The following is a 26,967-nucleotide window of genomic DNA, read 5'->3' on the forward strand; positions in this document are numbered from 1 at the left end:
TTGCGGTAAAGAGAGCTTGCGGCTGGCTATAAAGATTACACCCCTCCGGGCCACACCGCCTTGACGTTGACGGCACCGGGACGGTGCCTACTACATTGTTACGCTGCGCGTCGCGGGTAAATGGTGGTGGGGGGTTGCGTACCCAGGGTGCGCTGCGCGACCCTGGGCTATGTTCCGGAACCGCGTTGCGGTAGAGAGAGCTTGCGTCTGGCTATAAAGATTACACCCCTCCGGGCCACACGGCCTTGACGTTGACGGCACCGGGACGGTGCCTACTACATTGCTCCGCTGCGCGTCGCGGTTAAAAGGTGTGGGGAACCTGTACCCAGGGTGTGCTGCGCGACCCTGGGCTATGTTCCGGAACCGCGTTGCGGTAAAGAGAGCTTGCGGCTGGCTATAAAGATTACACCCCTCCGGGCCACACCTCATTGACGATGACGGCACCGGGACGGTGCCTACTACATTGTTACGCGTTGCGGCTGACCAAATTTCCCGCTTCTCCCATCTCTCACCCCGTAGACCGCCGATGCCATCGGCGGCTTTGTGCACACCTTCGCGGCTACACCGCCTTGCGTTGGCGGCACCGGGACGGTGCCTACTACATTGTTACGCTGCGCGTCGCGGTTAAAAGGTGGTGGGGAACCTGTACCCAGGGTGCGCTGCGCGACCCTGGGCTATGTTCCGGAACCGCGTTGCGGTAAAGAGAGCTTGCGGCTTGCAAAGATTACGCCCCTCCAGGGCTAAACGGCTTGGACGTTGACGGCACCGGGACGGTGCCTACTACATTATTACGCTGCGCGTCGCGGTTAAACCAAACTCCACTCTTCAATTCCTCCAATCCTCCACTCCTCAATTCCTCCAATCCTCATTTTCGGCAACGGAGTTGCCTCCTCCATCACCAAACTACTCATCCGCAAAGACCCGCGTGCTTTCTTCCTTGGTGATGGGCTGGCGGATGTCATCGGTCAGCAGTTGCACCTTTAACCGCACATCCCCCGCCGCGACTCCACGCATGTGCAGGCGGTACACGGTTTCGCTTTTGGCCGGCAGGCGGGCGATCGGTTCAAAGACCAGCCGATTTCCCTCCAGCTTGTGCCGCGTGGCCCCCTCCGCCGATAAAAACTCCAACTCCGCGGGCAATAGCGCGACCAACTGCACATTGGCCGCCTCTTTGCTCCCCTGGTTGGTGATTTTTACATCGTAGGCCGTTTCCCCGTTCAATTCGATCGGGTCGGACAGGTCCGCCACCTCAAACAGAATCGCCGCCACCCCTTCGATCACGACTAACTGTTCGGACTGGTCGACCAGCCCCTGGCGCGCCTTGCCGGTGGTGGTCAGTTTTTGCTCTCCTTCCTCCACGGGCAATGTCGTCAGTTTTACCGCGCCATGTTCCTTGGCCGGGAGCTCTTCCAAACTCCAAATCACGCAGTGCCGGGCCGCGTCGTAGGTTCCCTCGTTGTCCGCTTTGATAAATTTCAGACCCCGCGGCAATTGCGCGACCAGCTCCACATCCTTGGCGGCGGCGGTACCGGGATTGGCGACGGTCAGCGTGTAGATCGCCTGCCGTTCCAAAAATCTGCGCGTCGGTCCCTCCACGCCAATTTTTAACTCCGGGGCCAGCACCGCGAACTGGCACTGCGTTTCGGCCCGCAGACCCCCATCCCCCCGCGCGGTCAGTTGATTGACCACCTTGCCCGCATGCACGCTACTTAGGATCAAATCCAGTTCCTTGGTCTCCCCCGGCTTTAACGTGCCGATCTCTAGTTCCAATTCGCTCCCCCCTGGATGTTTGAGCGCGGCGGGGACATGCTCTTCTAGCACCACATTGGTCGCGACGCCGCTACCAGGATTAGAGATGCGAATCGTCAACGTCACATCCTCGCCGGCCAAAATTTCCGCCGGTCCGCTGACCGCCAGGGCCAATGCCGGTCTGACCGCCAGCGTGCGCACGCCCACGACGGCCTGAAACTGCACCGCGGCCACGCTGCCGATTTCTCCCTCGGCCTGTGGTAACAATTCCACCGTAATCGCCTGTTCTTCGCCGGGTTGCATGGTCCCCAGTTTCCACAGTAACATCCCGTCCCGGCCGGGGTTGGCGGTCGGTTCCGAACGGACAAACTGGCACCCCGTGGGGACGGCGTCCGTCACCTGCACGCCGTACGCGGGCACCGCGCCCGAATTGCGAATTTTTAATAAAAACGCCGCCGGCTGCCCCACCTGCACCTCCGCCGGGGCCAGCTTTTCGATCGTCACCTGCGGCGTCTGGGGGCCATCCACAGCTTTGCTCCCTGGCTGCGCTTGGGCGAGGGTCGCGGCGGCGCTGGTATGCGGCTCGGCGGTGGTGGCATGCGGTGGAGTAACACGAGACGCGGAAAATTGTTCCGTGCGCCCGGGGGGGCCCGCTAACGGACTAGCTGGTATTTCCCCCTCGGTTGGAGTGGCGGGTAATAAGCCCGGCGTCCGGGGAGTTCCCGTCGCCGCGGGGTTAACGGGTTGCAAATTGTTAAATGGAAGGGTGTTTGCGGCAAAGGGAGCCGCCTGATCGGGTGCTACGACTGCGTTTGCATGATCCGCCACGCCCAGCGGTGCGGCATGCGTGGTCAGGCGAACGCCATTGGTCGCGGAGGGGCGAGCGGCGGACGTTGGTCCGCCGGTGTTCGGGGAAATGCTGGGATTGGCAGCGGCATTACCCCCGCCAAGCTGATTGATGGGTCGGACCTGAAAATCGCGGCGGGGGGCCTGGAGCGGCGCGTTGGCCGGGGCGGGGGAAAGAGCAGGATTGACGCCGGCTTGCGGTTGATACGCCGGGGCCTGGGCTGGCAACCGGACCGGGCCGTTCTGGCTGCCACCAGCCGGAGGTATGTAATAAGGGGAGCGCAAGGGTGAGACGACCCCCTGGCCATTCCGCGCGGCATTGCCGGCGGATTGGGCCTTGGTTTGTGATTGCTCGGCATAGCCGGGCCACATTAACGCCGCCACGGGCAAAAGCATTCCCAGCGCCGCACATCCCATCCAGCGTGTCCGTGTCATAAATCCCCGCGCATCCTGCCAGGCAAAAAATAGCGAATCATTCGCCAGAGAATTTGGCGGCTAGGAAATAACAGAAACCGCCCCGGCGGAAAAGGGCAGTCAGGGAAAATTCGCCCAAGCCACAGAGGACGCGGAGACATTCACAGAGAATGCCGAAGAATAAGATTAAACCCTTTCTCGCTAAACGGGGCGCAGCTAGCATATTTGTAAAAATGCACGAAAAATGGCTAGGTAACACGGCGTTGCGCAACCGCGTTGCGGTAAGATTTTTTGGGCTTATATCATTCCCACGGTAGCCGCTCCGCGGCAACCCTGGGAAAAAGGGCAAAACCAAAGAACTCCTACTCCAACGGAGTTGCGGAATCCCCGGGTAAACTCTGTAAAAACCGCGCTATGATTACTTGCGATTAGTATTATTGACCGCCGATTTGCGGTGCTAGCAGTTCTTCCGCAAACAAACTCCAAACCGCCGGCAACGGGGCCTCGACCCGGATGCGCCGCTGCAGTTCGGGATGATGAAACTCGATCGCCCGCGCGTGTAACGCAATCGCCAGCGTGGCGGGGTCGGTGCTGGCCGTGCCGAATGTTTCTGCGCTGCCGTACAGGGCATCTCCCCAGATGGGGAATCCGCGGGTGGCGGCCTGCAGCCGAATTTGGTGCATGCGGCCGGTTTCTAACGTGATTTGCAGCAAGGTCGCCGCGGCGTCGCGGGTTAGCACGTGATAGTGCATGATCGCCGGGCGCGCGTCCGGCAGGTTGGGCGAGACAATCTCTCCGCGCGGTTCGTCGGGGATCTTGCGAATATGGTCGATCCAAGTCCCCTCATCCTCCGGCACCTGGCCGCTGACCACCCCCCAATAGGTTTTGTGAATGGTGCGCCGTTCAAACTGGCGGGAAAGTTGCCGCGCGGCCCGCGGAGTCACGGCAAAGAGAACCACTCCCGAGACAGGCCGATCCAACCGATGGGGCACGCCCAGGTAAGGGGGTCGGGGATCGCAGGTTATACCCGGGGCGGCGTTTATTGCCGGCTTTTCGCGTAAAGCCGCCCGGACGCGGGTTTCTAGCGAGTCATATCCTGGCGGGGCCTGGGTGGAGAGGCCCGCAGGTTTGTTGACGGCCCAGATGGCTTCATCGCGGTAAAGGAAATCGAGTGGCGTGGTCAAGGTAGTTGGGTTTTGAGATTTCAGATTTGAGATTTGAGCTGTCCAACACCGCCCACTAAATACCATCCACTATCCACTACCCACCCTACTGATGCCGCAGGGCTTCAATCGGGTCCATGCGCGCCGCGCGGATGGCCGGATAAATGCCAAACAAGATTCCCACGACGACCGAAATGCCAAACGACATGGGGATCGACCAGGAAACAATGATCGGCTCGACCGATTTGACCAGGTCGGGCACATTGCGCATGGCGTCCTCGGCCCAATAGTTTAGCTGCCAAATGGCGAACCGCGTGAGTGGCTTGCAGGCCAGTCCCCCCAGGATGCCGGTCAGGCCCCCCAGCGCGGAAAGGAGTGTCGTCTCGATCAAAAATTGCATCGTGATATCGGCCCGCTTGGCACCTAATGCGCGGCGAATGCCGATCTCGCGGGTTCGTTCGGTCACGGTGGCCAGCATAATATTCATAATGCCGATCCCCCCCACGACCAGCGTGATCGCGGCGATAAACCCCAACAACACCATGAACATCATTTTGGTGGTTTCGGCCTGGTCCAAGAGATCCTTGGGGACGATCACGGCATAGTCCATCACCGGATGCTTTTCCTCTAAAATCCGCTCCACCGCCAGCGCGGTGTTTTTTACATTGTCCACCGAGTCGATTCGCAGGGTAATTTGGTTTAGCTCGATATATTCCCCCTCGCGCGAGCTGGAAGTCCGCACCCAAATGATGTCGCCGATGCGTTTCCAAAATGTTTCGATGGGAATATAAATATCGCGCGAATAATCCTGCCCGCTGAACGACCCCCCCACCGCGCCCGTCGCCCCGCGGGGGCGCAACACGCCCACGACGCGGTAGACGTCTTGTTCGATTTGGACTTCTTGGTTGAGTGGGTTTTCCAGGGGAAAGAGCTTATCGGCGGTTTCCGCGGAAAGGACGCAGACATTGCGGCTATCATTGAGCAGATCGGTGCTGTTGAGAAATCGCCCCTCGGCAACGGTCAGTTGGTTGACCTCGGCATAGTCGGGAGTGCAGCCGACCAGGCGTCCGTCCCGCTCCCGTCCGCGCACGCGAAATTTGTACGCGTGCTCGCGAATGCGCAGGGCGTTGGCCACGTTATGCAGACTAGTCAAGCGGGCAAAGTCCTCGCGCGTCAGGCCGTAGGGAGTCAGCCCCGTGTTGGAAGTGGAGTTTTCTTGCGGAGGTTTGACCGAGCGAATGATGATGTTTTCCGCCCCGAGGCCAGCGATTTGCTCTTGCGCCTTTTGGCTGATCCCTTCGCCCACGGCCATCAGCCAGATGACCGCTGCCACGCCAATAAAGATCCCCAGAATCGTCAGCAACGACCGTAGGGGATGCAGCCACAGGCTGCGCGCGCCGGCAAAGAGGACTTGAAAAAACATGGGCAATCACCGGATCGGGAATTATGCCGTTTCTATCAGGCTGGGGGGCTGGGCCACGCGGCGGTGCGTGTTCTGCACATCCGACTGCAACAGGCCATCCCGCAGGCGGACAATCCGCCGCGCGTGTTCGGCCACATCCATTTCATGCGTGACCATCACGATCGTTTTGCCTGCGTCGTTTAACTTGCCAAACAACGCCAATATTTCCTCGGACGTTTGCGAGTCCAAATTCCCCGTCGCCTCGTCCGCCAGGATAAAGATGGGATCATTCGCCAGCGACCGGGCAATTGCCACCCGCTGCTGCTGCCCGCCGGAAAGCTGCATCGGCCGGTGATCCAACCGCTTCCCCAGGCCCACCAGTTCCGCCAGTTCCAGGCAGCGTTTGCGGTCAGCGGCCGTCACTCGTCCCCGATACACCAGTGGCAGTTCGATGTTTTCCACCACCGTGTACTGCGGAATCAAATTATACGACTGAAACACAAACCCGATGCGCCCCGCCCGCACATCCGACAGTTGATCGTCGCTCATGCGGGCGACATCTTCTCCTCCCAGCCAGTAACTTCCCGCCGTCGGCCGGTCCAGACAACCCAGCAGATTTAACAGCGTACTTTTGCCCGAACCAGAAGGGCCCATGATCGCCACATAATCGCCGGAGGGGACTTCCAGCGTGACGCCGCGCAAGGCATGGACAATCTCGCCCGCCAGGCGGTATTCCTTGATCAAATTTTCCACCCGAAACGCCAGCGTCATCAGGTCCCCCGGGCGGGGCCGCCATTGGGCAGGTTATCGGCGGATTTGACCGGCTGGCGATTGCGGTTGTCCCGCTCGCGCGCGGCTTGGGCTAATTGCGCTTTTTCGACCAGGGATTTGCCCGCGGGAGGCGGGGGGAATCCGGCGATTTGAGTTAAAAATGGATCAGGATTGAGGATCACCTGCGTCCCGGCGGCGATCCCCTCTTTAATATACACTTCCTGGTCGTTGCTCGCGCCGATCGAAACCCACCGCGGCACGATGGATTTCCCCTCTTGGGTCAGGCAATAATACTCTCCCGCGTGCTCGATGATGGCCTCCAGCGGCGCAACTAGAGCGTCAGGAATGGAATTGACATTGATCGTGACATTGGCGGTCAGGCCGGGGCGGATCCCCTGGGGGGGATTATCAATCTGGACATAGGTGGCGTATTGCTTGATTTGCGGACCAAAGAAACTGGTCGGGATGGGATATTCATCCACCCGCACGACTTTACCGGACAACTTTAACCCATAAGCCCCGATCGTGACGTCCGCGGGCTGGTCCATGGCCACAAATCCAATACGGGATTCGTTGATTTTGGCCATGACCTGCATCCGTTCCATGTCGGGAATACGGATCACGGGCTGCCGCTCGCGAATGAGGGTTCCCTCTTGGATAATCACTTCTTGCCCACCCCGGCCACCAGGGACATTTGCATAGACCACTTTGCCCGCCACCGGGGAATGAATCTTGCACTTTTGGATTTGCGAATTGACCAACTCCAGTTCCCGTTGTCCCTGGGCGAGTGTGTTTTGATCGGCGGCCAGCTTGGCGGCGGCGGCTTCGATATTGGCCTCTAGTGTTTGTAGCATTTTGGCCTTGGTAAATTCCTGTAGCACTTTCAGTTTGGTTTGGGCAGCTGCCAGTTCCTTGCGGGCTTTTTCCACGGCAAAGCGGTCGGCCTCGACCTGGACGCCGGTTACATACCCCCGGGCGGCCAGCTTTTCACTGTAGCGGGCGTATTCCTCGGCCCGGCGCAGATTTTCCTCCGCCACAAAGACCACCGATTGCAACGCTTCTTCCTCTTGTTGGTAAGTCCCCTCTAGGTATTCTCGTTTGGTTATTTTGGCCGTCTCGTGCGCGGCCTGCGACTGCGCCAGGGCCGCCATGGCGTTATTCACCACGATCTGCTGCGCCCCCTTGGTTTTTTCCAGGGCCGAAGAATCAAACCGCACCAAAAAGTCTCCCTCCTTGACCGTGGTGCCGTTGGGGACGATCTCGAGGATCATAATGCCATTGGAATTCAACGACTGTACCTCGCAGCGAATCTCGGTATTTTGAGAGCTTTCCACCTCTCCCGGCTCAGTCACGGTGTGCTCAAACTTTTTCTTATCGATGGTGGTAAATTGCGGGACTGCCGAACTGCGGCTTTCCGCCGGACGAATGTACGCCCACCAGTAATACCCCCCCGCCGCTCCCAACATCACTACCATGCCCAAGATCAGCCCCAACGTCGAAATACCCCGGCGTTTGGCGTAGGATGCGGAGCAAATAGTTGTTGAAACAGGTTTCATGGCAAAAAAAGCGGTAGCTAAAAAGGAGTGTTCCAAATAGTGGAACACCACAGGCGGACAAAATCCCCAAAGTCAGCCCCAAAAAGAAAAAAACGGCTAAATCCCCTGCCTATGGCCGCAATCAGCGGATGGCACTGGGCCTAGTGGGCGGGGGGCCGCAATCGCGCGGTAAAAAGTCGGCGGGAAGTTCCCGGTAAATAAAGGAACCCGCTAACAGTATAATACGAACCAAGAGGGCTGTCACGTTCTTTAAAACGCGAAAAATGCGGAAAAACGGGGTTCTACCGTATAGGGGCCTTGTTTCCCGCAGGAAAGGAATCCCCGCTCCCGGCTCAAATTGTCATTTTTACAAGCGGCGTGCTAGCAAATTTTTCAATTAGACTGACGGGAAAAAGAGTGGCTAAAGCAGGTGGTCTGGAAAATTCAGGAAAATCTGAGTGAATGAGGAAAAAAAGATTCAAGTTTCGCCCCTGACGCGCGCTGGCATGAGAGTTGCAAATTAAGAAAATCGTGCTTGTCAGGTGACACGGCCCCTGTCACAACTGACGGCCCGCAACCTTATCCAGCCGCAAATCTTAGTGCTGGCGTCGCATCGATGCCCTTTGGCCCCTGCGGGCTTGCCATTTTTTGCCGCTCGAGACCGTTGTGATTATTTTGGAGCGCCGTGACCCCCGCTGCCGAGCGGTCACGGTGTGCATTTTCCAGGCTCCGGCCGGGTCGCGCGTGGCGCGGACTCTGCCGGAGCCTTGTCTTTTTTAGCTGAACACTATGCCCCGTGCGTTCGTATGGGACGCAAAGCGAATATTTAAATAGGAGTTAAGATACTGGATTTGCTAGACTGTAAGTAGCAGCTTGGTAGTGATGAATTCGCTGTGTCGCGATTCGCATACCTCGACTCTAATATGCTTGAATTGTCGTATCCGAGGGAGACTGCCCAGATGACTAGCATTCCTCGATGTCTGCACAACTCTACAATACTCTTCGCGTTGACCCTTGTATCGTCAACTGTTTCATTGCTGGGGGAGGAACCGCCAGCGGCAAAAACCTCACCCCCCGCTGCCGTAGTGAAACCGACTTTTGATAACGTCGGTCCACAGGTCGGTGAGCAATTGCCGGATTTACGGCTCACAACGCTCAAAGGGGAAGTGCAACAGCTTGGCGCTGCCTGGCATTCTGGTCCCGCATTGATCGTGACCAGCTCGTTTACCTGCCCCAAGTCACGCTCCCGCTGGCCGGAATTGGCCGCGATTGCCAGGAAATATGAAGGGAAGCTCAACGTTGTCGTGGTGTACGTTATCGAGGCGCACCCCGTCGGGAGCATCTGCCCCTACAAAAACGTGGAAGACGTAACACCCGAAAACCATCGTGACGGTATCTTGCGCAAGCAGCCGACGACAATGGAAGACCGACTCGAACTAGCGCAAGAGTTCAAGCGTTATCTGCGGATCGATGTGCCGATTCATGTCGATCCCGTCGACAATCGAGCTTGGAAGGCCCTGGGAGCCGCCCCGAACATCGCATTTTTGGTGGACAAGGAAGGGATCGTCACGGCCCGGCAGGGTTGGTTTGAGGGACCTGCCTTGGAGAAGTCGATTGAGGAGCACTTGAAGGACATGCCGAGAGATGAGCAGCGAATTCTAGATCAGAATAAGACCGCGGCTAATTTAGTATCGCTCTACGAAAAACTCGAGCAGTCAGGCTTCCATTCATGGGATTTAACTTCCGCGATCCGGGAGGAAAAGACGGATAAACTTGCAGAAATCCTGAGTAAATTTCCCGAAGCAACGACGTTTGTTATCGAACCTGCCCAAGGCCATCCAGAAGAAACGACATTGCTCATGGATGCGGTTGCCGCAGGAAACCTCGCGGCCGCGGAATTCTTACTAAAGCACGGAGCCGACATCCATGCACGAACCGGCAGTTTTGACTCGCCACTACAGGCGGCGGATTTTAACAATCTGGAGATGGTCAAGCTGTTACTTAAACATAAGGCGAATGTGAATTTTCCTGTAACTGGCAAAACGCCTTTGCACGAGGCGCTGCTACAAAATGCGTCAGATGGTGCAGAATTATTGATTGCTGCCGGAGCGCGAGAGGACTTTTACTCCGATATCGGATTGGGCAAGTTGGATAAGGTTAAGGCCGCACTAGCCGCCGATCCATCCAGGGCTGCACGGCCCGATGGTGCTTCGCGAATGCCGCTGGACTATGCGGCGGCAAATGATCAATTGGATATAGTAAAGTTGCTAATTGAACATGATGCACCTATCGTAGATGCTTCTCTTGCTGAATATCTCTCTCCCTTGCATTATGCAATCAAGCGTGGGAACGTCCCAATAGTCGAACTTCTGCTCAAGTCCGGTCATTCGCCGAATACGGCCCAGGGTCGGGGAGGCGATGTGCCCAGGATCGTGCCAGCGCTTCATATGGCAATCTCCGGCAATCAAGTAGAGATTGTCAAACTGCTGTTGGCTCAAAAGGTTGATTTGACACAGCGAAATGATTCTTCGCAAACACCGCTGCATTTTGCCGCGATACTGGGCAGTTCGAAAATTGCTGAATTACTCATCAAAGCGGGTGCAGATGTGAATGCGACTGTAGAAGAATTTAGCACAGGTTGCGGCAGCGGCGAAGAAGAAACACCCCAAAAGGACAGACCCCTCCATTTTGCCGCAGCGCGCGGAAACCCCGACACAATCAAGGTCTTGATAGCCGCCGGCGCCGATATTCACGCCACGAACGTACGGGGGGAAACACCCCTCATGTCCGCACTCACACCACCGATCTACACGGGTGTGAATGAGGAAACGCAATTGCAAAACATGGAATTGCTTTTGCGGTCCGGAGCCGACGTAAATGCCAAGAACAACAGCGGTAAAACGGTCCTCGACCTTGTACCCGAGTCAGACACCATCAGATTCGGAAGTGATCCAGAGAAACAACAGAAATTGAAAAATGCCCTTACCGAACTCCTCAAAAAGCACGGTGCCAAGTCGGGGAGTTAAGCGGTGCTCCGCTGCTTCTTACACCAAATCCCGCGATACCTTATGCACCCGCGAGTCTTCCGATTTATCATAAAATAATTTGCCAAACATCCGGCACAAGAGTGCTATCTAACCGAACCGACGCCGCATAATCCGCGTAAAGCTCTGCATTGGCACATTAACCTCCCACGCGAGTGTCCCTGCTTATGCTGCGCTACATATTTGCCCTCCGCTGGTATCATTGGCTCTGGATTAGCTCGCTAGCCCTGGTGCTATCGGTGGGCCTGCTCTTTGTGATTAATGGCACCCTGCTGGCCTGGCAAGAACGGCCCATGCTGGGCGTATCGGCTCATGCTCCCTTACCCGAAATTTCGCTGATTCCTGTCACAAAGGATCAACCGTCCACAGCCGGTGCGAACAGCCCCGCGGCGGACTCTGCCACTGCTTCTACGACAAGCGCACAGGATAGCAGTTCCCCCTCCGCCACGCCCACTTGCAAAATCGTGGCATTCAACCTGGCCAAGTGCTGGGTCACGCGCGATTACCGCTCCTTTGTCCCCGCGGCCGAAGTACGGGGGCGCTTGCAACGTATCGCCAAGATCATCAATGACGAACAGCCCGATCTGGTGTTCCTGAGCGAGGTTGTCAAGGAAGCGGGCTGGACCGGCGTCGATCAAGTGACCGAACTAGCCGATATGTGCCAGATGCACGCTTGGGCGTTTGGCGAAAATTACAATATCGGCCTGCCGTTTTACCGCGCGGTCGGGGGGAATGCCATCCTGAGCCGTCGTCCGCTGGAAGCCGTCGAAAATCCGTCGCTCGCTGGCCGCAAGCCCTTTTATCAAACCGTGAATAGTCGCCGGATTTTGTACTGCCGCCAGAAAATCGGCGGGCAGAATGTGCTGCTGGGTTCCATCCATAATGATTCGTGGGTGCGTGACAATAACCTGGTCCAAATGCGGCAGATACTGGAATACGTGGGGGACCAGCCAGCGATATTGGCCGGGGATTTCAATGCTTGGCCGGAATGGCCCCAGATCCAAGAGGTTATCAACAGTGGCAAATTCGCCCCTCCCCGGTTGGGCATGCCCACGCACTCTTCCACCGCGCCGACGCGGCAGATTGATTACATTTTTGCCCCGACGGGTTGGCAGTTGCTGGAGCAGCATGTGGTGCCGGACGACGTATCGGACCATCTGGCGGTGGTGGCGACGTATGCGGTGAGTGAGTAGGTCCCGTCCGCCGGACGGGACGCATTGTAGCAGGCACCGTCCCGGTGCCGTGAGGCGCGAGAGTGGAAGGGTCGAGGTACGAGGAGGGGAAGCGAACCAAAGGTGATTGACTGTTGTGGGCCAAAGCCCCAACCTATTCCAGCCGTGCTATTTAGAATTATGGCAAGCGCAGCGTCGCCCTAGGTTGTCAGGGTACACAATGGCAAGGGCCAACGGCCCGATTCATCGTGACTTGACCGCAAACGTCAATTTAATGAGGGTGCTCCCCCCGGCCCTCTCCCGAAGGGTAGTTGGTAAACAATGGGGTGACAGTTAGATTCTGCGATACATCCAGGAGCGTCAACATGTTTGCCATGGCGGGAATTGCCGAACTAGCGATCAAGATGCACATTGCCATGACTTGGATAGGCCTATTTATTATAGGTGGGTTAACGCTCATTACGTTTATGAGTGGAAAGAAATGGATGCATGTTACTGTGTTAATCATCGCGTTTGTCTTTGGTATATTTTTTGTTCCCTGGGAAGCACCATTTGTCTCCCTTTCAGCCGAAGGCCAACAAGACCCGGACGCCGTGAAGTGGTTCTCGGAATTTCAAAATCTCGCCTACGGCTCCTACATTGTGATGACCGCTGTTTTGGCAAATTCCATCAATTTCTTTCTACGCAGAAGGACCGTTAATTGCCAGAAAATTGAACAAGTTCCGTTGGGAGGAACGTGTTCTACGCCGCGGGGTCGGGAGTCTGACGCGGTGAAAGACTCTCTCCCATAGGGGAGTTGATTAAAAAGGGAAGGCGTTTATCGGGAGAGGGAGGAAGTCACCCCCTTCACTCTCTAGGAGAAGGTCGCGAAATGTTTTATTAGCGTCCTTCGACGCAGGAAGCCGGAGGAGGGACGATGGGGAAAGGTAGCACGATGAATACTGAATTTTACCGCGTAGCGGCGAAGTGCCTACACCGCCGCTGCGCGGCTGAGAGTGCTTCCTGATTGATGTGGCCAAAAACTAGCAACCAAAAACCAGATACCCTCACCCCGGCCCTCTCCCGAAGGAGAGGTTTTACATAAGGGAACGTCGCTATCGGGAGAGGGGGAAAGACGCCGCTGCGCGGCTGGGTGTGCAAGACGGCGGATCGTGATCCGTCCTACGCTCACCGTGATACTCGGCAGCGGGGACGCTGCTGGCTGCATAAAAAAATTGCGCCAAAACGCTGCGGCGGATCATAATCCGTGTTAAAATGGGGGCACTTTACTGATTCCATAACTATAAATACAGGGGCAGCTCATGCAGCGCAGTATTTCCGTGTTGATTCTAGCCGTGGCGAGTGTCATTCTTTCCGTGCCCGCCCAGGCCGGATGGGACCAAGCGTTTAAGCTCAAACCGTCGGACGGCGCGGTCAACGACGAGTTCAGTAACTCCGTCGCTCTCAGCGGCAACACTGCACTCGTCGGCAATTGGTTAGACGACGACAACGGCTCCGCATCTGGCAGCGCCTACCTCTTTAACACCACCACCGGTGCGCAAATTACCAAGCTCACGCCGGCCGATGGCGCAATAGGCGATTACTTCGGCCACTCAGTCGCCCTCAGCGGCAACACGGCACTCGTCGGCAGCCCCTACGACGAAGACAACGGCTTCGGTTCCGGCAGTGCCTACCTCTTTAACGCCACGACTGGCGCGCAACTAGCCAAGCTTAAGCCGGCCGATGGTGCGATGGGAGACGGATTCGGCGGGTCCGTTGCCCTCAGTGGTAACACGGCCCTTGTTAGCAGCCGATTTGATGGCGATAACGGTCTTAATTCCGGTAGCGCTTACCTTTTTAACGCCACCACCGGCACGCAGCTCGCCAAACTGCTGCCCGCCGATGGCGCAACTGGTGACCGCTTTGGCTTGTCCGTTGCCCTCAGCGGCAACACGGCCCTTGTCGGTAGTTTTCAGGACGACGACAACGGCTCGGAATCCGGCAGCGCATACCTCTTTGACGCCACCACCGGTGCGCAGCTTGCCAAGCTTAAGCCCTCCGACGGCGCGGTGGACGACGAGTTCGGCTACTCCGTCGCCTTGAGCGGCAACACAGCTCTCATTGGTAGCTACCAAGACGACGACAACGGCGACGCTTCCGGCAGCGCCTACCTCTTTAACGCTACGACCGGGGCGCAGATTGCCAAGCTGCTGCCCGTAGATGGCGCGGCGCGCGACTATTTCGGCTACTCAGTCGCCCTCAGCGGCAATATCGCCCTCGTCGGCAACATAGGCGACGACGACAACGGCAACGCCTCCGGCAGCTCTTACCTCTTTAACGCCACGACAGGCGTGCAACTCGCCAAACTCAAACCGGCCGATGGTGCGGCTGGTGACAACTTTGGTATCTCCGTCGCGCTCAGCGGTAACGCGGCCCTCGTCGGCAGCTTCCGCGACGACGATAACGGCACCAATTCCGGCAGCGCGTACCTCTTTGCCATGGATGTCCTCGACCCCAATCCGGTCTCCGGCGGCACAATTACGTTTAGTCCTATCACCCCCGGTGTGAGCCTGACGCTCGACGATATTCCCAGCATTGTTAATAGTGGCGGGGCGGGGAGCAAAATCAACGTTACCGGGTTCGGTTTCTCTGGTCCAAATCCGAGCTTGTTCGACCTGCCGGGCTATAGCAATGTCACGCTGACCGCCGGCGCGTTTGACACAATCGCCTACGACCTGACGTTCCTCGGCTCTGCCGCCGCTGGCGATTACGCGGCCACGCTCACACTCTTTACCGACAGCGGCAACGTGTCGTACAACATCCAGGCCAGCGTCATCCCCGAACCATCCACCCTGGGCCTGCTGGCCTTGGGGGGCCTGGCTTTGCTGCTCCGTCGTCGCAAGTGAATAACGGGAGGGATATTTTTACCTTTGCCGCTTACCGACCCAGCAGGATATCCAGCCCCAAAAAGATGTGTTCGATGCGACGGGGGGATAACCGGCCCACACATTCCGTGAGTTGTGTTCGGTCGATGGAGACGATTGCGGTGACATTTGCGACGGAATCCCGATCCAAACCCGTTTCTCGGGATTTTAACAGGACGTTTCCCGGCGTTTCCGCCCATTTTAGATTGCTGGTCAATGGCACGCAAAGGATCGTAGCCAACCGACTGGCATTAAACGCATCGCTTTGAATCACAACGACTGGACGCCGATAACCAGGCGCGGAGCCTATCGGGTCGCCCAGATCTGCCCAACAGATGTCACCTTGCCTACAGATCATACCCCACGACCTTTCCGCACCATCACCATTCACCCCCCCCTTTACCATTCAACCCATCACCATTCAACACGGTGTAGGGTCTTGGCAGCGGCCAATTTTGTAAAATCATCGATCGGGGCTAGAAGCTCGACATGACCATGAAGATTGTCAACCGCTCGATTGATCTGCTCTGTCAGTAAGTGTATGTCATGCCGCGAAACAAATTCCGCTAATGCCCGAGAGTAGAGTTGGCTACGGGAGATACCATATTTGCGTACCAGCAATTCCACGGAGGCAAACAGGTCATCGGGGATCGACACGGCGGTTTTCATACCGAAAGTATAACGCTCCCACTAAAAAAGTCAATTTTTTAACAAACGACCCTGAAATTTTATCATCGCTTAGTCAGACAAATTCTATAAAAAAATCATGTTTTAGTACGGCTAAGTAATGGCTCCAAATTTGCTTGTCGTACGAACATAGTCACGTTTATGCTATAAAGATTTCGGCCCAACAATGACGAAAACAATGGCCCTTAGGCCTACCTAATTCCAACATAACATTCTCCTCTGCGCCATCCCACCCATGTTCGATTACGCCGCTAAATTTTCCGCCGGGCTGACCTATGCCGAGTTTCTCTCCCGGCATGGCACGCCCGACCAGCAGGCCCGCTGGGCCGCCCAGCATGCGCAGATTTCGCTGACCGCCGCACAGCGGGAAGTGCTGGCTGGCTTTACCCGACGGCTGCCGGTGGTCTGCCTGGCGGGGGCCTGGTGCGGCGACTGCGTTCAGCAATGCCCCATTTTTGACCATTTTGCGGCGGCGACCCCCCGCATCGAGCTGCGGTTCTTTGACCGGGACGCCCATCCCGACCTGGCGGCGCACCTGCGGCTGTGCGGCGGCGCCCGCGTCCCCACAGTCGTGTTCCTCAACGAGGATTTACAAGAGCTGGGCCGCTATGGTGATCGAACGCTCGCCAAGTACCGCCAACTGGCCGCCGCCCAGCTTGGCCCCGCCTGCCCCACGGGATTTGTCCCCCCCAGTGCCGAGCTACAAGCCGCCGTCCTTGACGAATGGCTGGGCCAGTTTGAGCGGGCGCACTGGATGGCCCGGCTGTCGCCACGGTTAAGGGAACGGCACGGGGATTAGAGGGGGGGATGCGTCATGTCTAAACACGCGGTGGCGGGAGCATATTTGGCAAACAAATTAGGCTAACGGGTTGTCTCACGACCATGAATCGGGCCGTTGGCCCTTACATTTCTTTTCCCGTTTACCTAGGGCAAGCGCAGCGTCGCCCTAGGTTTATGGGAAGAATTTAGGGAAGGGCCAACGGCCCGATTCATCCGCTACGCCAACGATTCAGCAGTCCCTTGGGTTTCGGGTTAAAGCCCGAACTACGAAAATCCGTGCTGATCCGTGGCTTAGATTGTGCTTTAGCCACGAATGTTCACTGATCAAACACGGATGAGGCGGAACACGTTCCGCCCGATGAAGCTGTAGCGGAACTTGCCCAAAGTTCCGTTTAGCTAGTAATTCAGAATTCTGGCGAATTCGGCTATTTCAGAATTCTGGCGAATTCGGCTACGATCCAGAATTCTGGCGAATTCTGCTACAGACACATTACGCCGCAGGTTGCAGTGCCCGGGCGGGGAGCGGCCAAGGTTGGGGGGCGGCTGGCTCGGCCATGCGCCGCTGGGCCAGTACCCCGCACTTCATAAACGTGAACGGCGTCACGCAGGTCCGCCACCAGAGCGGCCACGGCTGGCGAAAGACCCCCGGCAATTTGCCCGCCAACGTGCGCAGCGGCAGTTCCCAACAAGAAATCTTGTAAAAGCCAAACCGGGCAAAGTAATCGGGCTTGGTGGTGGAGAGCCAAATTTCGGCATCGAGCAGTTGTTTTGCCTGATGCAGCAGGTGCCCCACGACGCCCCGTCCCAGGCCCAGGCCCTGAAATTGCGGCAGCACCGCCACCGAAAAGATCTCCGCCAGCCGGGGGGCGTTCCAGCGGAGCGCTCCCACCGCCCGGATGCCGCCACACGGCGCGGACTCCACCCAAAATTCCCGCCAATTGGCCCGCAAATCCCGTTGGTTTCGCTGCAATAGCGACCGCTCGGATTCATTTGCCCGCAGGACGGCATGAATCGCGGGAACATCCGTCGCCAAGGCTGGCCGCAGAGGCATCAGCGCCTCGATCCAGTAAAAGAGAGGGGATGTGCTAGCGGCACGCATGTCCGCCGGGCTACTCCAACTATCGGCAGAAATTAAAAAATAGGCAACGTGAATCAACACGTTTTGCACAAGACTTATGCGATTTTAACGCGTTATTCATAATCGCATGTGAATCACTGCCGGATGCCCTAAAAACCATTACACCGGTTGTCGGGTGATGGTCCCTTCCTCGGGACTGCTGGCCGTGGCGTACAGCCGCCGGGGAATCCGCCCGCTCAGATACGCCAGCCGCCCCGCCTCGAGTGCGTGCCGCATCGCCACCGCCATCCCCAGCGGATCCTGGGCATGCGCGATACCCGTATTCAGTAGCACGCCATCCACGCCCAGCTCCATGGCAACTGTCACATCACTGGCGGTGCCGACGCCCGCATCAACGATAACGGGATAATCCGGGTCGTTTTCTTTGAGGTATTCCAGGCAAATGCGGATGTTATTGGCATTGAGGACCCCCTGGCCGCTGCCGATGGGGCTGCCGGCGGGCATCACGCTGACCGCGCCGGCGTTTTTGAGCCGACGAGCCAAAATGGGGTCGTCGCTGGTGTAACACAGAACCTGAAACCCCTCCGCCACCAGCAGTTCCGTGGCCTGCAACGTGGCCACCGGATCGGGGAGCAGGGTTTTTTTATCCGCCAGGACTTCCAGCTTGACCCAATCAGCGCCGGGATTTTCCAGGCCCAAGAGCAGTTCCCGCCCCAACCGTGCCACGCGGATGGCGTCCTCCGCGGTAAAGCACCCCGCGGTATTGGGAAGCAGCGTATAGCGGCGCGTGTCGATAAAATCGAGTAAATTCTGCCCCTGGGCGTTGACCAATCGTTCGCGGCGAACAGCCACGGTGATGCAGTCCGTGCCGCTCAGTTCCAGCGCCTGGCCCATTTGCTGGTAGGTGGCGTATTTGCCGGTTCCCACGATGAGCCGACTATGAAGGGTGTGCGTACCGATCCGCAAAGCCGCGGGTGTGGCCAAGGCTTTTGAATCCGCGACAGTTCCGTATTGTCCAAAGGGGTGCATGACGTGTGATGGGCGGTTAAAAGATTTTTAGATGATCCCTATCAAACAGCGGCACCGGGGAGCTAACCTCCCCCCACCAGCGTCACCAGTTCGATCCGATCGCCGGGCTGAAGTTGGCAGGTGGCATGTTCGGCGCGGGGAACAACCCGCAGGTTGATCTCCACCGCCACATAGCGGGGATTCATGCCGTGCGCGGCGATGATTTGCGGCAGGGTCACATCCGCAGGATATTCGCGCTCTTCGCCGTTGATGGTTAATGGCATTGACGGTAAATAACGTAGTTCGGGCTTTAGCCCGAAAACTAGGGACTACAAGTTTTATTCGTTGTTCAAGGCGGATGAATCGGGCCGTTGGCCCTATCATGTATTTCAATCCATATACCTAGGGCGACGATGCGCTTGCCCTAGGCTGGGATAGGTCGGGCCTTTGGCCCGCATTTGTTTGAGCCATGAAAAAATCTTCGAACAACACAAGGAATTTAACGGTTAGTAGTACACGGAATTGCTTACGCTTGGCCGCTAGTGAGGTTCGGGGTTCGTTATTTACTGGGACGCACGGCCTGGCCCACAAATTTGCCGGTGTCGAGCTTGATCAAGGTACCGGTATTGGGGGCGTTGAGGGAAAAATGATTCGGCGCGTACGGAGCGACATAGGCATTGACGATGCCCGAGTTGGTTTCCACCACGTAAACGACCCCGACGGATGGCTTTACATTCCCCGTGGCCCGCAGTTGAGAGCGTCCGCTGACCAGCAAAAATTTGGGCGACATCGGTTTATTAAAGTCGTCCAAAACTTTGTATTCATAAAAGCTGGTGAATTTGCTGTTGTTGGGATTCAAAAACAACGCCCGCAAATAACCCGTGCGGGAATCCAAAAAGTAAATTCCCTCGTGCCCGTCAAACAGTTCCGCGGTGCAAATGGCAAACCCCTCGTCACTGTGGGTGGCGACGGCATGCAGGGGTAGCGGGGGTACCAGCGCGCCTATTGCCAAACCAAGCAATAGGCCAGTGACAATCCACAGTCCGCGGGGGGATACGGCTGACATGGCAAAGCCTCTTACAACAAGTGAGTGGGGGATCGGACCAAGTGTTCAATATAGCCGGTTTTGCCCGGGAGGAATAGTTTTAGCCCTAATTTCCCACGGGATTGCGGGGCACGCCCGATCGCCCCGCTCCGTACGGATTTCCGCCACAATTCCGCGGGGGCGACTTTTTCCTCCCGCCAAAGTGTGGTAAAAAATGGGTCGATTTATCCCACACAATGCCCCCAATCGCGGAGTCTTTCCATGCCCACAAACGGTTCGCTCAATCGTAAACTTCGGATGGCCTTGGTCGGCGGTGGTCAGGGGTCGTTCATCGGCCGGGTGCATGCCACGGCGGCGGTGTTGGATAATCGGGCGGCCCTGGTGGCGGGGGCTTTGAGCAGTGATCCCCAGCGGGCCAAGGACAGCGCCGCCGACTATGACATTTCCCCCGCGCGGGCGTATGGTTCCTATCAAGAACTGATCCAAAAAGAGCTGGCCCTCCCTGCGGATCAGCGGATCGATTTTATCTCGGTCGCCACACCCAATCATACGCATTTTGAAATTGCCAAGGCCGCGGTCGAAGCGGGGTTTAATGTCATCTGCGACAAGCCGCTGACGTTTGATCTGGCCCAGGCGGAACAACTAGCGACCGTGGTGGAAAAATCGGGCGTGGTCTTTGCCGTCAGCCACAACTACACCGGCTATCCTTTAGTTCGCCAAGCGCGGGAAATGATTCAGGCGGGCGAACTGGGGGAGATTCAAGCGGTGCGGGCCAGCTACATCCAAGGTTGGCTCCGGACTCGGCTAGAGGCCGGCGACCAAAAGCAGGCCGCCTGGCGGACCGACCCCAAGCGCAGCGGCGCGGCGGGCTGCTTTGGCGATATTGCCACCCATGCGTACAATCTGGGCCGTTACATGACGGGGCTATTGCCCGAGGCGATCAGTTGCCACCTGCGCACGTTTGAACCGGGTCGGCAACTGGACGACTACGGCACGGCGGTGATTAAGTACGAAAACGGCGGATTGGGGACGGTGACCGCCTCGCAAATCAGCCACGGGCGCGAGAACGACGTGCGGATTGAAATTGACGGGACCAAAGGATCACTAGAGTGGCACCAGGAAGAACCCAATAAGATGTGGTTTCGCCGCAACGGCCACCCCCATGCGCTCTACACCCGCGATCCCAACGCCCCGTTTATGAATACCTTAGGCAAGGGGGCCTGCCGCCTGCCCAGCGGCCATCCCGAGGCATTCTTTGAGGCATTTGCCAACGTTTACCGCTTTGCCTATGACAATATGATTCTCCGGGCCGAGGGGAAACCTTTTGCCACGGTGGATACCATTTATCCCAACGTGCATGACGGCGTGGAGGGGATGTACTTTATCCAGCAATGCGTGGCCAGCAGCCGCGAAAACGGGACCTGGCTGCCGCTGAAGCACGCTCATGCCCGGCGGTAATGGGGTCTGGCCATCCTGGCCAGCGAACAAAACCGGATCAATGTCAAATTGGCGATGCACGGGCAATCTGCCCGTGCTTTACCCCCTCCCCATCAGTTAAGAGGGTTCCTAAATATACAGATTGATTAGATTTTCGATCATTTCTTGTCGGCCAGATTGATTAGGCGTAATCTCGCCCTTCTCTAGCATGTACTTTTCTAGCGTCTTAAAGTTGTGCTGGCCCGCGGTGATCTCCGCCCCGATCCCCATGTTCCACGTCCGATAACGGTCGGCCACAATCTTGTCCAGCGCCCCGTCCGCCTTCATCGCGGCGGCAATCTTGAGACCACGAGCAAAGGCGTCCATCCCCCCGATATGGGCGTGAAATAAATCAACCGGCTCAAAGCTTTCGCGGCGGACCTTGGCGTCAAAGTTGAGTCCCCCCGTCGTGAATCCGCCGTATTTCAGCAGGACGTGCATAATTTGCGTGGTCAGGTAAATATCCGTGGGGAATTGGTCGGTGTCCCAGCCTAGCATCAGGTCGCCGTAGTTGGCGTCGATCGAGCCTAAAAAGCCTTGCATGGCGGCGTATTCCAGCTCATGTTGCATGCTGTGCCCGGCCAAAGTGGCATGGTTGGCCTCGATATTCATTTTGATATGTTTTTCCAGGCCATACGCCCGCAAAAAGTTAATACAGGCCGCGCTGTCAAAGTCATACTGGTGCTTGGTCGGTTCCTTGGGCTTGGGCTCAAAGTAAAACTGTCCGGTAAAGCCGATTTCCTTGGCATAATCGACCGCCATGTGCATGAACCGCGCCAGGTTGTCCACCTCGCGCTTCATGTCGGTGTTCCAAATGCACTGGTACCCTTCGCGCCCCCCCCAAAAGGTGTACCCCTCCCCCCCCAGTTCCTTGGTCACATCCATGGCTTTCTTTACCTGGGCGGCAGCATAGGCAAAGGCATCGGCATGGCTGCTGGTGGCGGCGCCATGCATATAACGGGGATTGCTAAACAGATTCGCCGTCCCCCACAACAGCTTAATGCCGGTCCGCTGCTGTTCCTCCTTGAGCACTTTGACGACGGCGTCAAGGTTTTTATTTGACTCGGCCAGGGTTTTGCCTTCGGGGGCCACATCCCGGTCATGAAAGCAATAATATGGGGCGCCTAGCTTTTCGATAAATTCAAACGCCACCCGCGCGCGGTTGCAGGCGTTTTCGACGCTGTCGGTGCCATCCTCCCAGGGGCGGTGCATCGTGCCGGGGCCAAACGGATCGCTGCCAGTGCCGCGAAACGTGTGCCAATAGGCCACACTAAAGCGAAAGTGGTCCTTCATCGACTTGCCCGCCACCACTTCGCTTTCGTTGTAATGGTGAAACGCCAGCGGATTGCGGCTGGTGGAACCTTCAAAGCGGATCTTGGCAATTTCGGGAAAGGCGGGCATGGTTGGACCTGGGCTGGGTTAGGACAGTGGTGGTTAGCCGCGACGCGCAGCGGAGCGCGTTAGGGGGTGGCAAACAAAAAGGCGAATTTTGCCTTATATTACCGCTAGAATGGGCCTGCGCCAATAAGCGGAAAAAACTCCCTCTCCCGCTAATGGCATTCCCTTATCAAAAGTGCTTCCCGCGGGAGAGGGCCGGGGTGAGGGAGTAAAAAAGAATGCCCCGTGGGTGCTGATAAGATTCAATTACTAATTAGATAAAAGATTCTGCATTCTGCACTTTGCATTCTGCATTTCCCAGCTCACCGCCACGCGCTTTCCTCCGGCTCATGCGGCTGACGCGCCAGCTTTAGCAAATGGATCAGTTGCCGTTGTTCCTCCGGAGAAAGATGACCTAACTGCCGTTGGTTCACTTGGCGAACTTCTTCATGGATTTTATCTAATAGTTCGTTCCCGGCGTGTAATATCCCCACCTGCACCACGCGGCGATTCTCTGGCCGGCGATCCCGCACCGCCCAACCGTGTGCCACCAAATGATCGATCAAGCGCGTGATATCCGGCGCACGGGAGATCAGCTTGGCCGCCAGGCTTAGCGTGGGCAGCATTTCCGGCGCGGCGGCCTTCAGGATGCGCAGGGCGTTATATTGCTGCGCGGTCAAATGATGCCGGGCAAATAACTCTTCCTCTAGGACGCGCAACCGATCATACGTGCGCCAAAGATTCAAAAACGCTTCTTGGGCCGCGGAATCAAAGACTAGCGGACGGGTGGGCGAACTCAAAATAGTCATTCCTGCGGGGTTGGAGCTACGGCGAAAAACCAATTAAAAACCCCGATTTCACGCCCGGGACAAACAACTCTATCACGCTTCACTTACTTTTTTTACAAAATTCTTTGGCCAGCCCACTAAATTATGCTTTGCCAATTTTACAAGCACAAATTCATTTGGCCAAAGACTTGCGCGCGGGAATGCCGCAAAGTTTGCTTAAGATCATTTTTTGGCACTGCTAAATAGTTGACTATCCCTCTTGGTCAAAAATAAAGCAACCTGAACAAAGAAGATACAATTCTCGGGCCACTAACAAGGGATATCCCTGTAAATTACGGGGGATTTAACGCCGCCAGCAAAGTCGCCACGTAATCGCCAACATCCGCCAACAGGGCCGGGGTGCTGGTGGCGGGATGACCCGGTTTTGCCGAATGATCGGCAATCCGTCGCACCAAGGCCGACCCGACAATCAGCCCATCCGCCACCGGCGCCAACAGTCGCACATGTTCCGGCGTGCTAATGCCAAAACCGATGCAAATAGGTAGCGGCGTCCGCTGCCGCAGCCAACCCACATTTTCGGCCAATTCTGGCGGCAGATCGCGCCGCTCCCCGGTGATCCCCGTCACCGACACATAATATAAAAAGCCACTCGAATTCTCCGCTATCCGCACCGCCCGATCGCGCGGCGTCGTGGGCGTGACCAATTGGATCAGGCTAAAATCCGCCTCGCGGCAAATGGCCGCCAGCGCCGCTCCTTCTTCTAGCGGCAAATCGGGAATAATCGCCCCCGCCAATCCCGCCGCGCGGGCCGCGGCCACAAATTCCCGCGGACCATGACGATACACGATGGCATAACTGACCATGCTCACCACCGGCGCGCCTAACTCTGGAGCCACGGACCGGACACACTCCAAGATATCCGCCAATTTGATTTTTTTTGCCAGCGCGCGAGTGTAAGAAGCTTGAATCACCGGGCCATCGGCAATCGGATCGCTATAGGGAATGCCCAGCTCACACATTACCGCCCCCCGTCGCACCAGTTCCCGCAACAAGAGGGCGGTCGTAGGCAGGTCCGGGTCTCCGGCGGTCAAAAACGGCATCAAAGCCCGTTGATTCTTGGCGCGCAGGCGGGTAAAAAGCTGGTCAATGGCAGACATGAATTCAGTTAAGAATTAAAAATGGGGGAATAAGGAATGGGGGAGAACTGAAATCGTAATCTCAAATCAAAAACTTCAAATCTCAGATTTCAAATCTCAAATCTCAGATTTCAAATCTCAAATCTCAGATTTCAAATCCCAGACTCCAAAAACAAAAAACCAAAATCCAAAAACCAACTACCGCCCCGTCAAGCGCGCGATTTCCGCCGCGTCCTTATCTCCCCGACCGCTCAGGCATAATACCAGGACCTGATCCTTTGGCATACCGCTGGCAATCTCCATCGCCCGCGCCAGGCCGTGCGAGCTTTCTAGGGCGGGCAAAATCCCCTCGGTTTTGGCCAAAATGCCAAACGCCTCGAGGGCTTCGCCGTCGCGGCAACTGGTGTATTCCACCCGGCCGCTATCCTTCCAGTAGCTATGCTCGGGCCCAACGCCGGGATAATCCAACCCCGCCGAGATCGAATGCACATCGCAGGTTTGGCCATCTTCGTCCTGCATCACATAACTATAACTGCCGTGCAATACGCCCGGCTGGCCATAGGTCAGGGGACTGGCGTGCTGCCCCGCCTGGCTGGACAAGCCTCCCGCCTCGACGCCGATCAGCTTTACACCGGGATGCTCCACAAAGGGATAAAACATTCCCGCCGCGTTGCTCCCGCCACCCACGCACGCGACCACGACATCGGGCAGTCGGCCAATTTGCGCCAGGCTTTGCTCGATTGTTTCCCGGCCAATGACCGATTGAAAGTCCCGTACGATTTGCGGAAAGGGATGCGGCCCGATGACCGAACCAATAATATAATGCGTGTGTTCCACGCTGCTCATCCAGTCGCGCATCGCCTCATTCACGGCGTCGCGTAATGTTCGCGAGCCGCTGGTCACGGGTCGTACCTCCGCCCCCATGAGCTTCATGCTAAACACATTCGGCTGCTGGCGGCGGATGTCTTCCTCCCCCATGTAGACCACGCACTGCAGGCCAAAGCGGGCACAAGCGGTCGCGGTCGCCACGCCATGCTGACCAGCCCCCGTTTCGGCAATGACCCGCTTCTTGCCCATGCGCAGGGTGAGTAGCGTCTGGCCCAGGGTGTTGTTAATTTTGTGGGCGCCGGTGTGGTTGAGGTCCTCGCGCTTGAGAAAAATCCGCGCTCCGCCGCACCGTTCGGTCAACCGCTGGGCAAAGTAAAGCGGCGAGGGCCGCCCGACGTAATTTCGCCAAAGGTCATTTAGCTCCGCGATGAATTGCGGGTCATGGCGATAATTTTCGTAAGCGGCGGTCAGTTCCTCTAGGGCGTGCATCAGCGTTTCGGGGACAAACCGCCCCCCAAATTTGCCAAACCGCCCCTGCTGGTCGGGGACCGCGCTCTTTGCCGCTATTGCCACACTAGCCATAAGAAATCTCCCGTGAACGAAACCAAGCGCACTGCGGTTTACCGCAATCGCCTGGGACTGTTGACACTTCCTATTAAACACCATTGCACACTTTGGCGAAATGGGCAGGGGGTCGCGGGGCGTGGGACGCGGGTAGCGGGTGGCGGGTAGCAGGCGGGGCGGGTGGCGGGTAGCGGGTGGCGGGTGGCGGGCGGGGCGGGAGGAGGAGATGAGAGGCGGGTGGCGGGTAGCAGGCGGGGCGGGAGGGGGAGACGGGAGACTGGAAGGGAGAGGGAGTTTGGTTTTTGGTGGCTGGTTTTTGGGTTGCTGATTTGCTGAAACGTACTCAGCTCCGGAGGAGTGCCATCTTGGTAGCAATAAACAAATCCAGAATTCCATTCTTAATATTTATATTTCATTTTTTAATTGAATCCTGGAGAGCCCCCAGCGGAGCCAAGTTAGAATTCAGAATGATGAAGTTAGAATTGCTGCAACATTCTGCATTCCTACTTCTGCATTTCTTCCCCCTCTCCCGCTAGAATCGTGCCCTTATCAAATTATTTCCCAGCGGGAGAGGGCCGGGGTGAGGGAATCTATATGCGCTGCTTTGACCGCGAATTGTCGGTGGCTTAAAATAAAAATCTTTCCACCTGCTCTATAAATCCATTTGGCCACCCATGAATCCGCCTCCCACCGAACGCCGCGCGATTCCCTGGATGAATCTGTTTTTAATATTCTTTGGCATTGTGGTGGTCCTAGGCACGGCCATTGCCATCTGGCCCGTGGATAACAGCCTGACCGTCAGCCCACAAACAACCGTCATCACCGCCCCGCTGGCGGCGGACGGCCTGCCGGACTACGTGGCCTTCGTCAACCAAGAAAACAGCCGGGGAATCTTGCCCAGTGAGAATGTGTATGTGGATATTCTCAGAACATATGGCCTCAGTGATTACTATCTTGACCAATATACAGAATTATTTCAACAACTTGGCACGCACCTATCTGCAGACAAAAATTCATTAGCGACACTAATGGCTTACGACTACAAGCTGCTACCAAGCGGGGCGGACCCTAATCTGAAACGCAATTTATGTCAATAAAATAATTTCCCGCAGGGGGAATTGGGGTTGTAAAAAACATGGCTGGACGTTACTAGCGGTGCGGGTATCTGACATCCACGCCACTGGGAACGGAGTTCCAGCCA

Annotated in this window: 22 protein-coding genes; 7 read left to right on the forward strand and 15 right to left on the reverse strand. The window is 56.9% G+C overall.

Annotation, left to right across the window (positions count from 1 at the left end; translation table 11 throughout):
- Positions 1–903: 903 nt before the first annotated feature.
- The 5 genes from SFX18_04555 to SFX18_04575 all read right to left on the reverse strand — a co-directional run bounded on the left by SFX18_04555 (position 904) and on the right by SFX18_04575 (position 7,901).
- Entirely contained in the window at positions 904–3,030 is a 2,127-nt protein-coding gene (locus SFX18_04555; protein MDX1962399.1) for a hypothetical protein, read from the reverse strand.
- A gap of 413 nt (positions 3,031–3,443) precedes the next feature.
- Positions 3,444–4,193, reverse strand: a complete 750-nt coding sequence (locus SFX18_04560) for an RluA family pseudouridine synthase (protein MDX1962400.1) — start codon at positions 4,191–4,193, stop codon at positions 3,444–3,446.
- A gap of 85 nt (positions 4,194–4,278) precedes the next feature.
- Positions 4,279–5,595, reverse strand: coding sequence for an ABC transporter permease (locus tag SFX18_04565; protein MDX1962401.1), 1,317 nt, complete (start codon positions 5,593–5,595; stop codon positions 4,279–4,281).
- 21 nt (positions 5,596–5,616) lie between these two features.
- Positions 5,617–6,345 carry an ABC transporter ATP-binding protein gene (locus SFX18_04570; protein ID MDX1962402.1) on the reverse strand — a complete coding sequence of 243 codons (729 nt, stop codon included), beginning with the start codon at positions 6,343–6,345 and terminating at the stop codon, positions 5,617–5,619.
- On the reverse strand, positions 6,345–7,901 hold the full coding sequence (locus SFX18_04575) for an HlyD family efflux transporter periplasmic adaptor subunit (protein ID MDX1962403.1): 1,557 nt from the start codon (positions 7,899–7,901) through the stop codon (positions 6,345–6,347). The genes SFX18_04570 and SFX18_04575 overlap by 1 nt, the downstream gene beginning before the upstream one ends.
- 1,064 nt (positions 7,902–8,965) lie before the next feature.
- On the opposite strand from SFX18_04575, the gene SFX18_04580 reads away from it, so the two are divergent.
- From SFX18_04580 to SFX18_04595, 4 genes are all read left to right on the forward strand, one after another.
- Complete coding sequence (locus SFX18_04580) at positions 8,966–10,906, forward strand: ankyrin repeat domain-containing protein (protein ID MDX1962404.1); 1,941 nt, start codon at positions 8,966–8,968, stop codon at positions 10,904–10,906.
- Between the two features lie 185 nt (positions 10,907–11,091).
- Positions 11,092–12,117, forward strand: coding sequence for an endonuclease/exonuclease/phosphatase family protein (locus SFX18_04585; GenBank protein ID MDX1962405.1), 1,026 nt, complete (start codon positions 11,092–11,094; stop codon positions 12,115–12,117).
- A gap of 344 nt (positions 12,118–12,461) precedes the next feature.
- Positions 12,462–12,887, forward strand: a complete 426-nt coding sequence (locus tag SFX18_04590; GenBank protein MDX1962406.1) for a hypothetical protein — start codon at positions 12,462–12,464, stop codon at positions 12,885–12,887.
- 510 nt (positions 12,888–13,397) lie between these two features.
- Positions 13,398–14,981, forward strand: coding sequence for an FG-GAP repeat protein (locus SFX18_04595; protein MDX1962407.1), 1,584 nt, complete (start codon positions 13,398–13,400; stop codon positions 14,979–14,981).
- A gap of 31 nt (positions 14,982–15,012) precedes the next feature.
- On the opposite strand, the gene SFX18_04600 is transcribed toward SFX18_04595, so the two are convergent.
- A complete protein-coding gene (locus SFX18_04600; protein ID MDX1962408.1) occupies positions 15,013–15,357 on the reverse strand; it encodes a type II toxin-antitoxin system PemK/MazF family toxin in 345 nt (114 codons plus the stop codon).
- Positions 15,358–15,413: 56 nt separating this feature from the next.
- On the reverse strand, positions 15,414–15,668 hold the full coding sequence (locus SFX18_04605; GenBank protein MDX1962409.1) for a hypothetical protein: 255 nt from the start codon (positions 15,666–15,668) through the stop codon (positions 15,414–15,416).
- A 253-nt stretch (positions 15,669–15,921) separates the two neighbouring features.
- On the opposite strand from SFX18_04605, the gene SFX18_04610 reads away from it, so the two are divergent.
- Positions 15,922–16,485 carry a thioredoxin family protein gene (locus SFX18_04610; GenBank protein MDX1962410.1) on the forward strand — a complete coding sequence of 188 codons (564 nt, stop codon included), beginning with the start codon at positions 15,922–15,924 and terminating at the stop codon, positions 16,483–16,485.
- Positions 16,486–16,956: 471 nt separating this feature from the next.
- Here SFX18_04610 and SFX18_04615 read toward each other — a convergent pair whose 3' ends face one another.
- The 4 genes from SFX18_04615 to SFX18_04630 form a co-directional block, all read right to left on the reverse strand.
- Entirely contained in the window at positions 16,957–17,565 is a 609-nt protein-coding gene (locus SFX18_04615) for a GNAT family N-acetyltransferase (GenBank protein MDX1962411.1), read from the reverse strand.
- 138 nt (positions 17,566–17,703) lie between these two features.
- Positions 17,704–18,573 carry a thiazole synthase gene (locus SFX18_04620; GenBank protein ID MDX1962412.1) on the reverse strand — a complete coding sequence of 290 codons (870 nt, stop codon included), beginning with the start codon at positions 18,571–18,573 and terminating at the stop codon, positions 17,704–17,706.
- A 62-nt stretch (positions 18,574–18,635) separates the two neighbouring features.
- The gene (gene thiS, locus SFX18_04625; GenBank protein MDX1962413.1) at positions 18,636–18,836 is read right to left on the reverse strand and encodes a sulfur carrier protein ThiS; all 201 of its coding nucleotides are present in this window, start codon (positions 18,834–18,836) and stop codon (positions 18,636–18,638) included.
- A gap of 275 nt (positions 18,837–19,111) precedes the next feature.
- Entirely contained in the window at positions 19,112–19,618 is a 507-nt protein-coding gene (locus SFX18_04630) for a hypothetical protein (protein MDX1962414.1), read from the reverse strand.
- A gap of 240 nt (positions 19,619–19,858) precedes the next feature.
- Here SFX18_04630 and SFX18_04635 point away from each other — a divergent pair, with 240 nt between their 5' ends.
- A complete protein-coding gene (locus tag SFX18_04635; protein MDX1962415.1) occupies positions 19,859–21,055 on the forward strand; it encodes a Gfo/Idh/MocA family oxidoreductase in 1,197 nt (398 codons plus the stop codon).
- Positions 21,056–21,163: 108 nt separating this feature from the next.
- On the opposite strand, the gene xylA is transcribed toward SFX18_04635, so the two are convergent.
- The 4 genes from xylA to trpB all read right to left on the reverse strand — a co-directional run bounded on the left by xylA (position 21,164) and on the right by trpB (position 25,784).
- On the reverse strand, positions 21,164–22,474 hold the full coding sequence (gene xylA / locus SFX18_04640) for a xylose isomerase (GenBank protein MDX1962416.1): 1,311 nt from the start codon (positions 22,472–22,474) through the stop codon (positions 21,164–21,166).
- A gap of 299 nt (positions 22,475–22,773) precedes the next feature.
- Positions 22,774–23,250 (reverse strand): MarR family transcriptional regulator, encoded by a 477-nt coding sequence (locus tag SFX18_04645; GenBank protein MDX1962417.1) that lies wholly within the window; start codon positions 23,248–23,250, stop codon positions 22,774–22,776.
- Positions 23,251–23,570: 320 nt separating this feature from the next.
- The gene (gene trpA, locus SFX18_04650) at positions 23,571–24,395 is read right to left on the reverse strand and encodes a tryptophan synthase subunit alpha (GenBank protein MDX1962418.1); all 825 of its coding nucleotides are present in this window, start codon (positions 24,393–24,395) and stop codon (positions 23,571–23,573) included.
- 177 nt (positions 24,396–24,572) lie between these two features.
- A complete protein-coding gene (gene trpB / locus SFX18_04655) occupies positions 24,573–25,784 on the reverse strand; it encodes a tryptophan synthase subunit beta (GenBank protein ID MDX1962419.1) in 1,212 nt (403 codons plus the stop codon).
- Positions 25,785–26,440: 656 nt separating this feature from the next.
- Here trpB and SFX18_04660 point away from each other — a divergent pair.
- Positions 26,441–26,863, forward strand: a complete 423-nt coding sequence (locus SFX18_04660) for a hypothetical protein (protein MDX1962420.1) — start codon at positions 26,441–26,443, stop codon at positions 26,861–26,863.
- Positions 26,864–26,967: the final 104 nt, after the last annotated feature.

The sequence above is a fragment of the Pirellulales bacterium genome, from assembly GCA_033762255.1.
Classification (GTDB): Bacteria; Planctomycetota; Planctomycetia; order Pirellulales; family JALHPA01; genus JANRLT01.

What these genes read in the sequence shown, in the direction of transcription:
- SFX18_04565 (MDX1962401.1), bottom strand. Translation starts at nt 5,595, where the DNA reads ATGTTTTTTCAAGTCCTCTTTGCCGGCGCGCGCAGCCTGTGGCTGCAT.
- SFX18_04585 (MDX1962405.1), top strand. Translation starts at nt 11,092, where the DNA reads ATGCTGCGCTACATATTTGCCCTCCGCTGGTATCATTGGCTCTGGATT.
- xylA (MDX1962416.1), bottom strand. Translation starts at nt 22,474, where the DNA reads ATGCCCGCCTTTCCCGAAATTGCCAAGATCCGCTTTGAAGGTTCCACC.
- SFX18_04590 (MDX1962406.1), top strand. Translation starts at nt 12,462, where the DNA reads ATGTTTGCCATGGCGGGAATTGCCGAACTAGCGATCAAGATGCACATT.
- trpB (MDX1962419.1), bottom strand. Translation starts at nt 25,784, where the DNA reads ATGGCTAGTGTGGCAATAGCGGCAAAGAGCGCGGTCCCCGACCAGCAG.
- SFX18_04600 (MDX1962408.1), bottom strand. Translation starts at nt 15,357, where the DNA reads ATGATCTGTAGGCAAGGTGACATCTGTTGGGCAGATCTGGGCGACCCG.
- SFX18_04575 (MDX1962403.1), bottom strand. Translation starts at nt 7,901, where the DNA reads ATGAAACCTGTTTCAACAACTATTTGCTCCGCATCCTACGCCAAACGC.
- thiS (MDX1962413.1), bottom strand. Translation starts at nt 18,836, where the DNA reads ATGCCATTAACCATCAACGGCGAAGAGCGCGAATATCCTGCGGATGTG.
- SFX18_04635 (MDX1962415.1), top strand. Translation starts at nt 19,859, where the DNA reads ATGCCCACAAACGGTTCGCTCAATCGTAAACTTCGGATGGCCTTGGTC.
- SFX18_04605 (MDX1962409.1), bottom strand. Translation starts at nt 15,668, where the DNA reads ATGAAAACCGCCGTGTCGATCCCCGATGACCTGTTTGCCTCCGTGGAA.
- trpA (MDX1962418.1), bottom strand. Translation starts at nt 24,395, where the DNA reads ATGTCTGCCATTGACCAGCTTTTTACCCGCCTGCGCGCCAAGAATCAA.
- SFX18_04615 (MDX1962411.1), bottom strand. Translation starts at nt 17,565, where the DNA reads ATGCGTGCCGCTAGCACATCCCCTCTCTTTTACTGGATCGAGGCGCTG.
- SFX18_04595 (MDX1962407.1), top strand. Translation starts at nt 13,398, where the DNA reads ATGCAGCGCAGTATTTCCGTGTTGATTCTAGCCGTGGCGAGTGTCATT.
- SFX18_04620 (MDX1962412.1), bottom strand. Translation starts at nt 18,573, where the DNA reads ATGCACCCCTTTGGACAATACGGAACTGTCGCGGATTCAAAAGCCTTG.
- SFX18_04630 (MDX1962414.1), bottom strand. Translation starts at nt 19,618, where the DNA reads ATGTCAGCCGTATCCCCCCGCGGACTGTGGATTGTCACTGGCCTATTG.
- SFX18_04610 (MDX1962410.1), top strand. Translation starts at nt 15,922, where the DNA reads ATGTTCGATTACGCCGCTAAATTTTCCGCCGGGCTGACCTATGCCGAG.
- SFX18_04570 (MDX1962402.1), bottom strand. Translation starts at nt 6,345, where the DNA reads ATGACGCTGGCGTTTCGGGTGGAAAATTTGATCAAGGAATACCGCCTG.
- SFX18_04660 (MDX1962420.1), top strand. Translation starts at nt 26,441, where the DNA reads ATGAATCCGCCTCCCACCGAACGCCGCGCGATTCCCTGGATGAATCTG.
- SFX18_04555 (MDX1962399.1), bottom strand. Translation starts at nt 3,030, where the DNA reads ATGACACGGACACGCTGGATGGGATGTGCGGCGCTGGGAATGCTTTTG.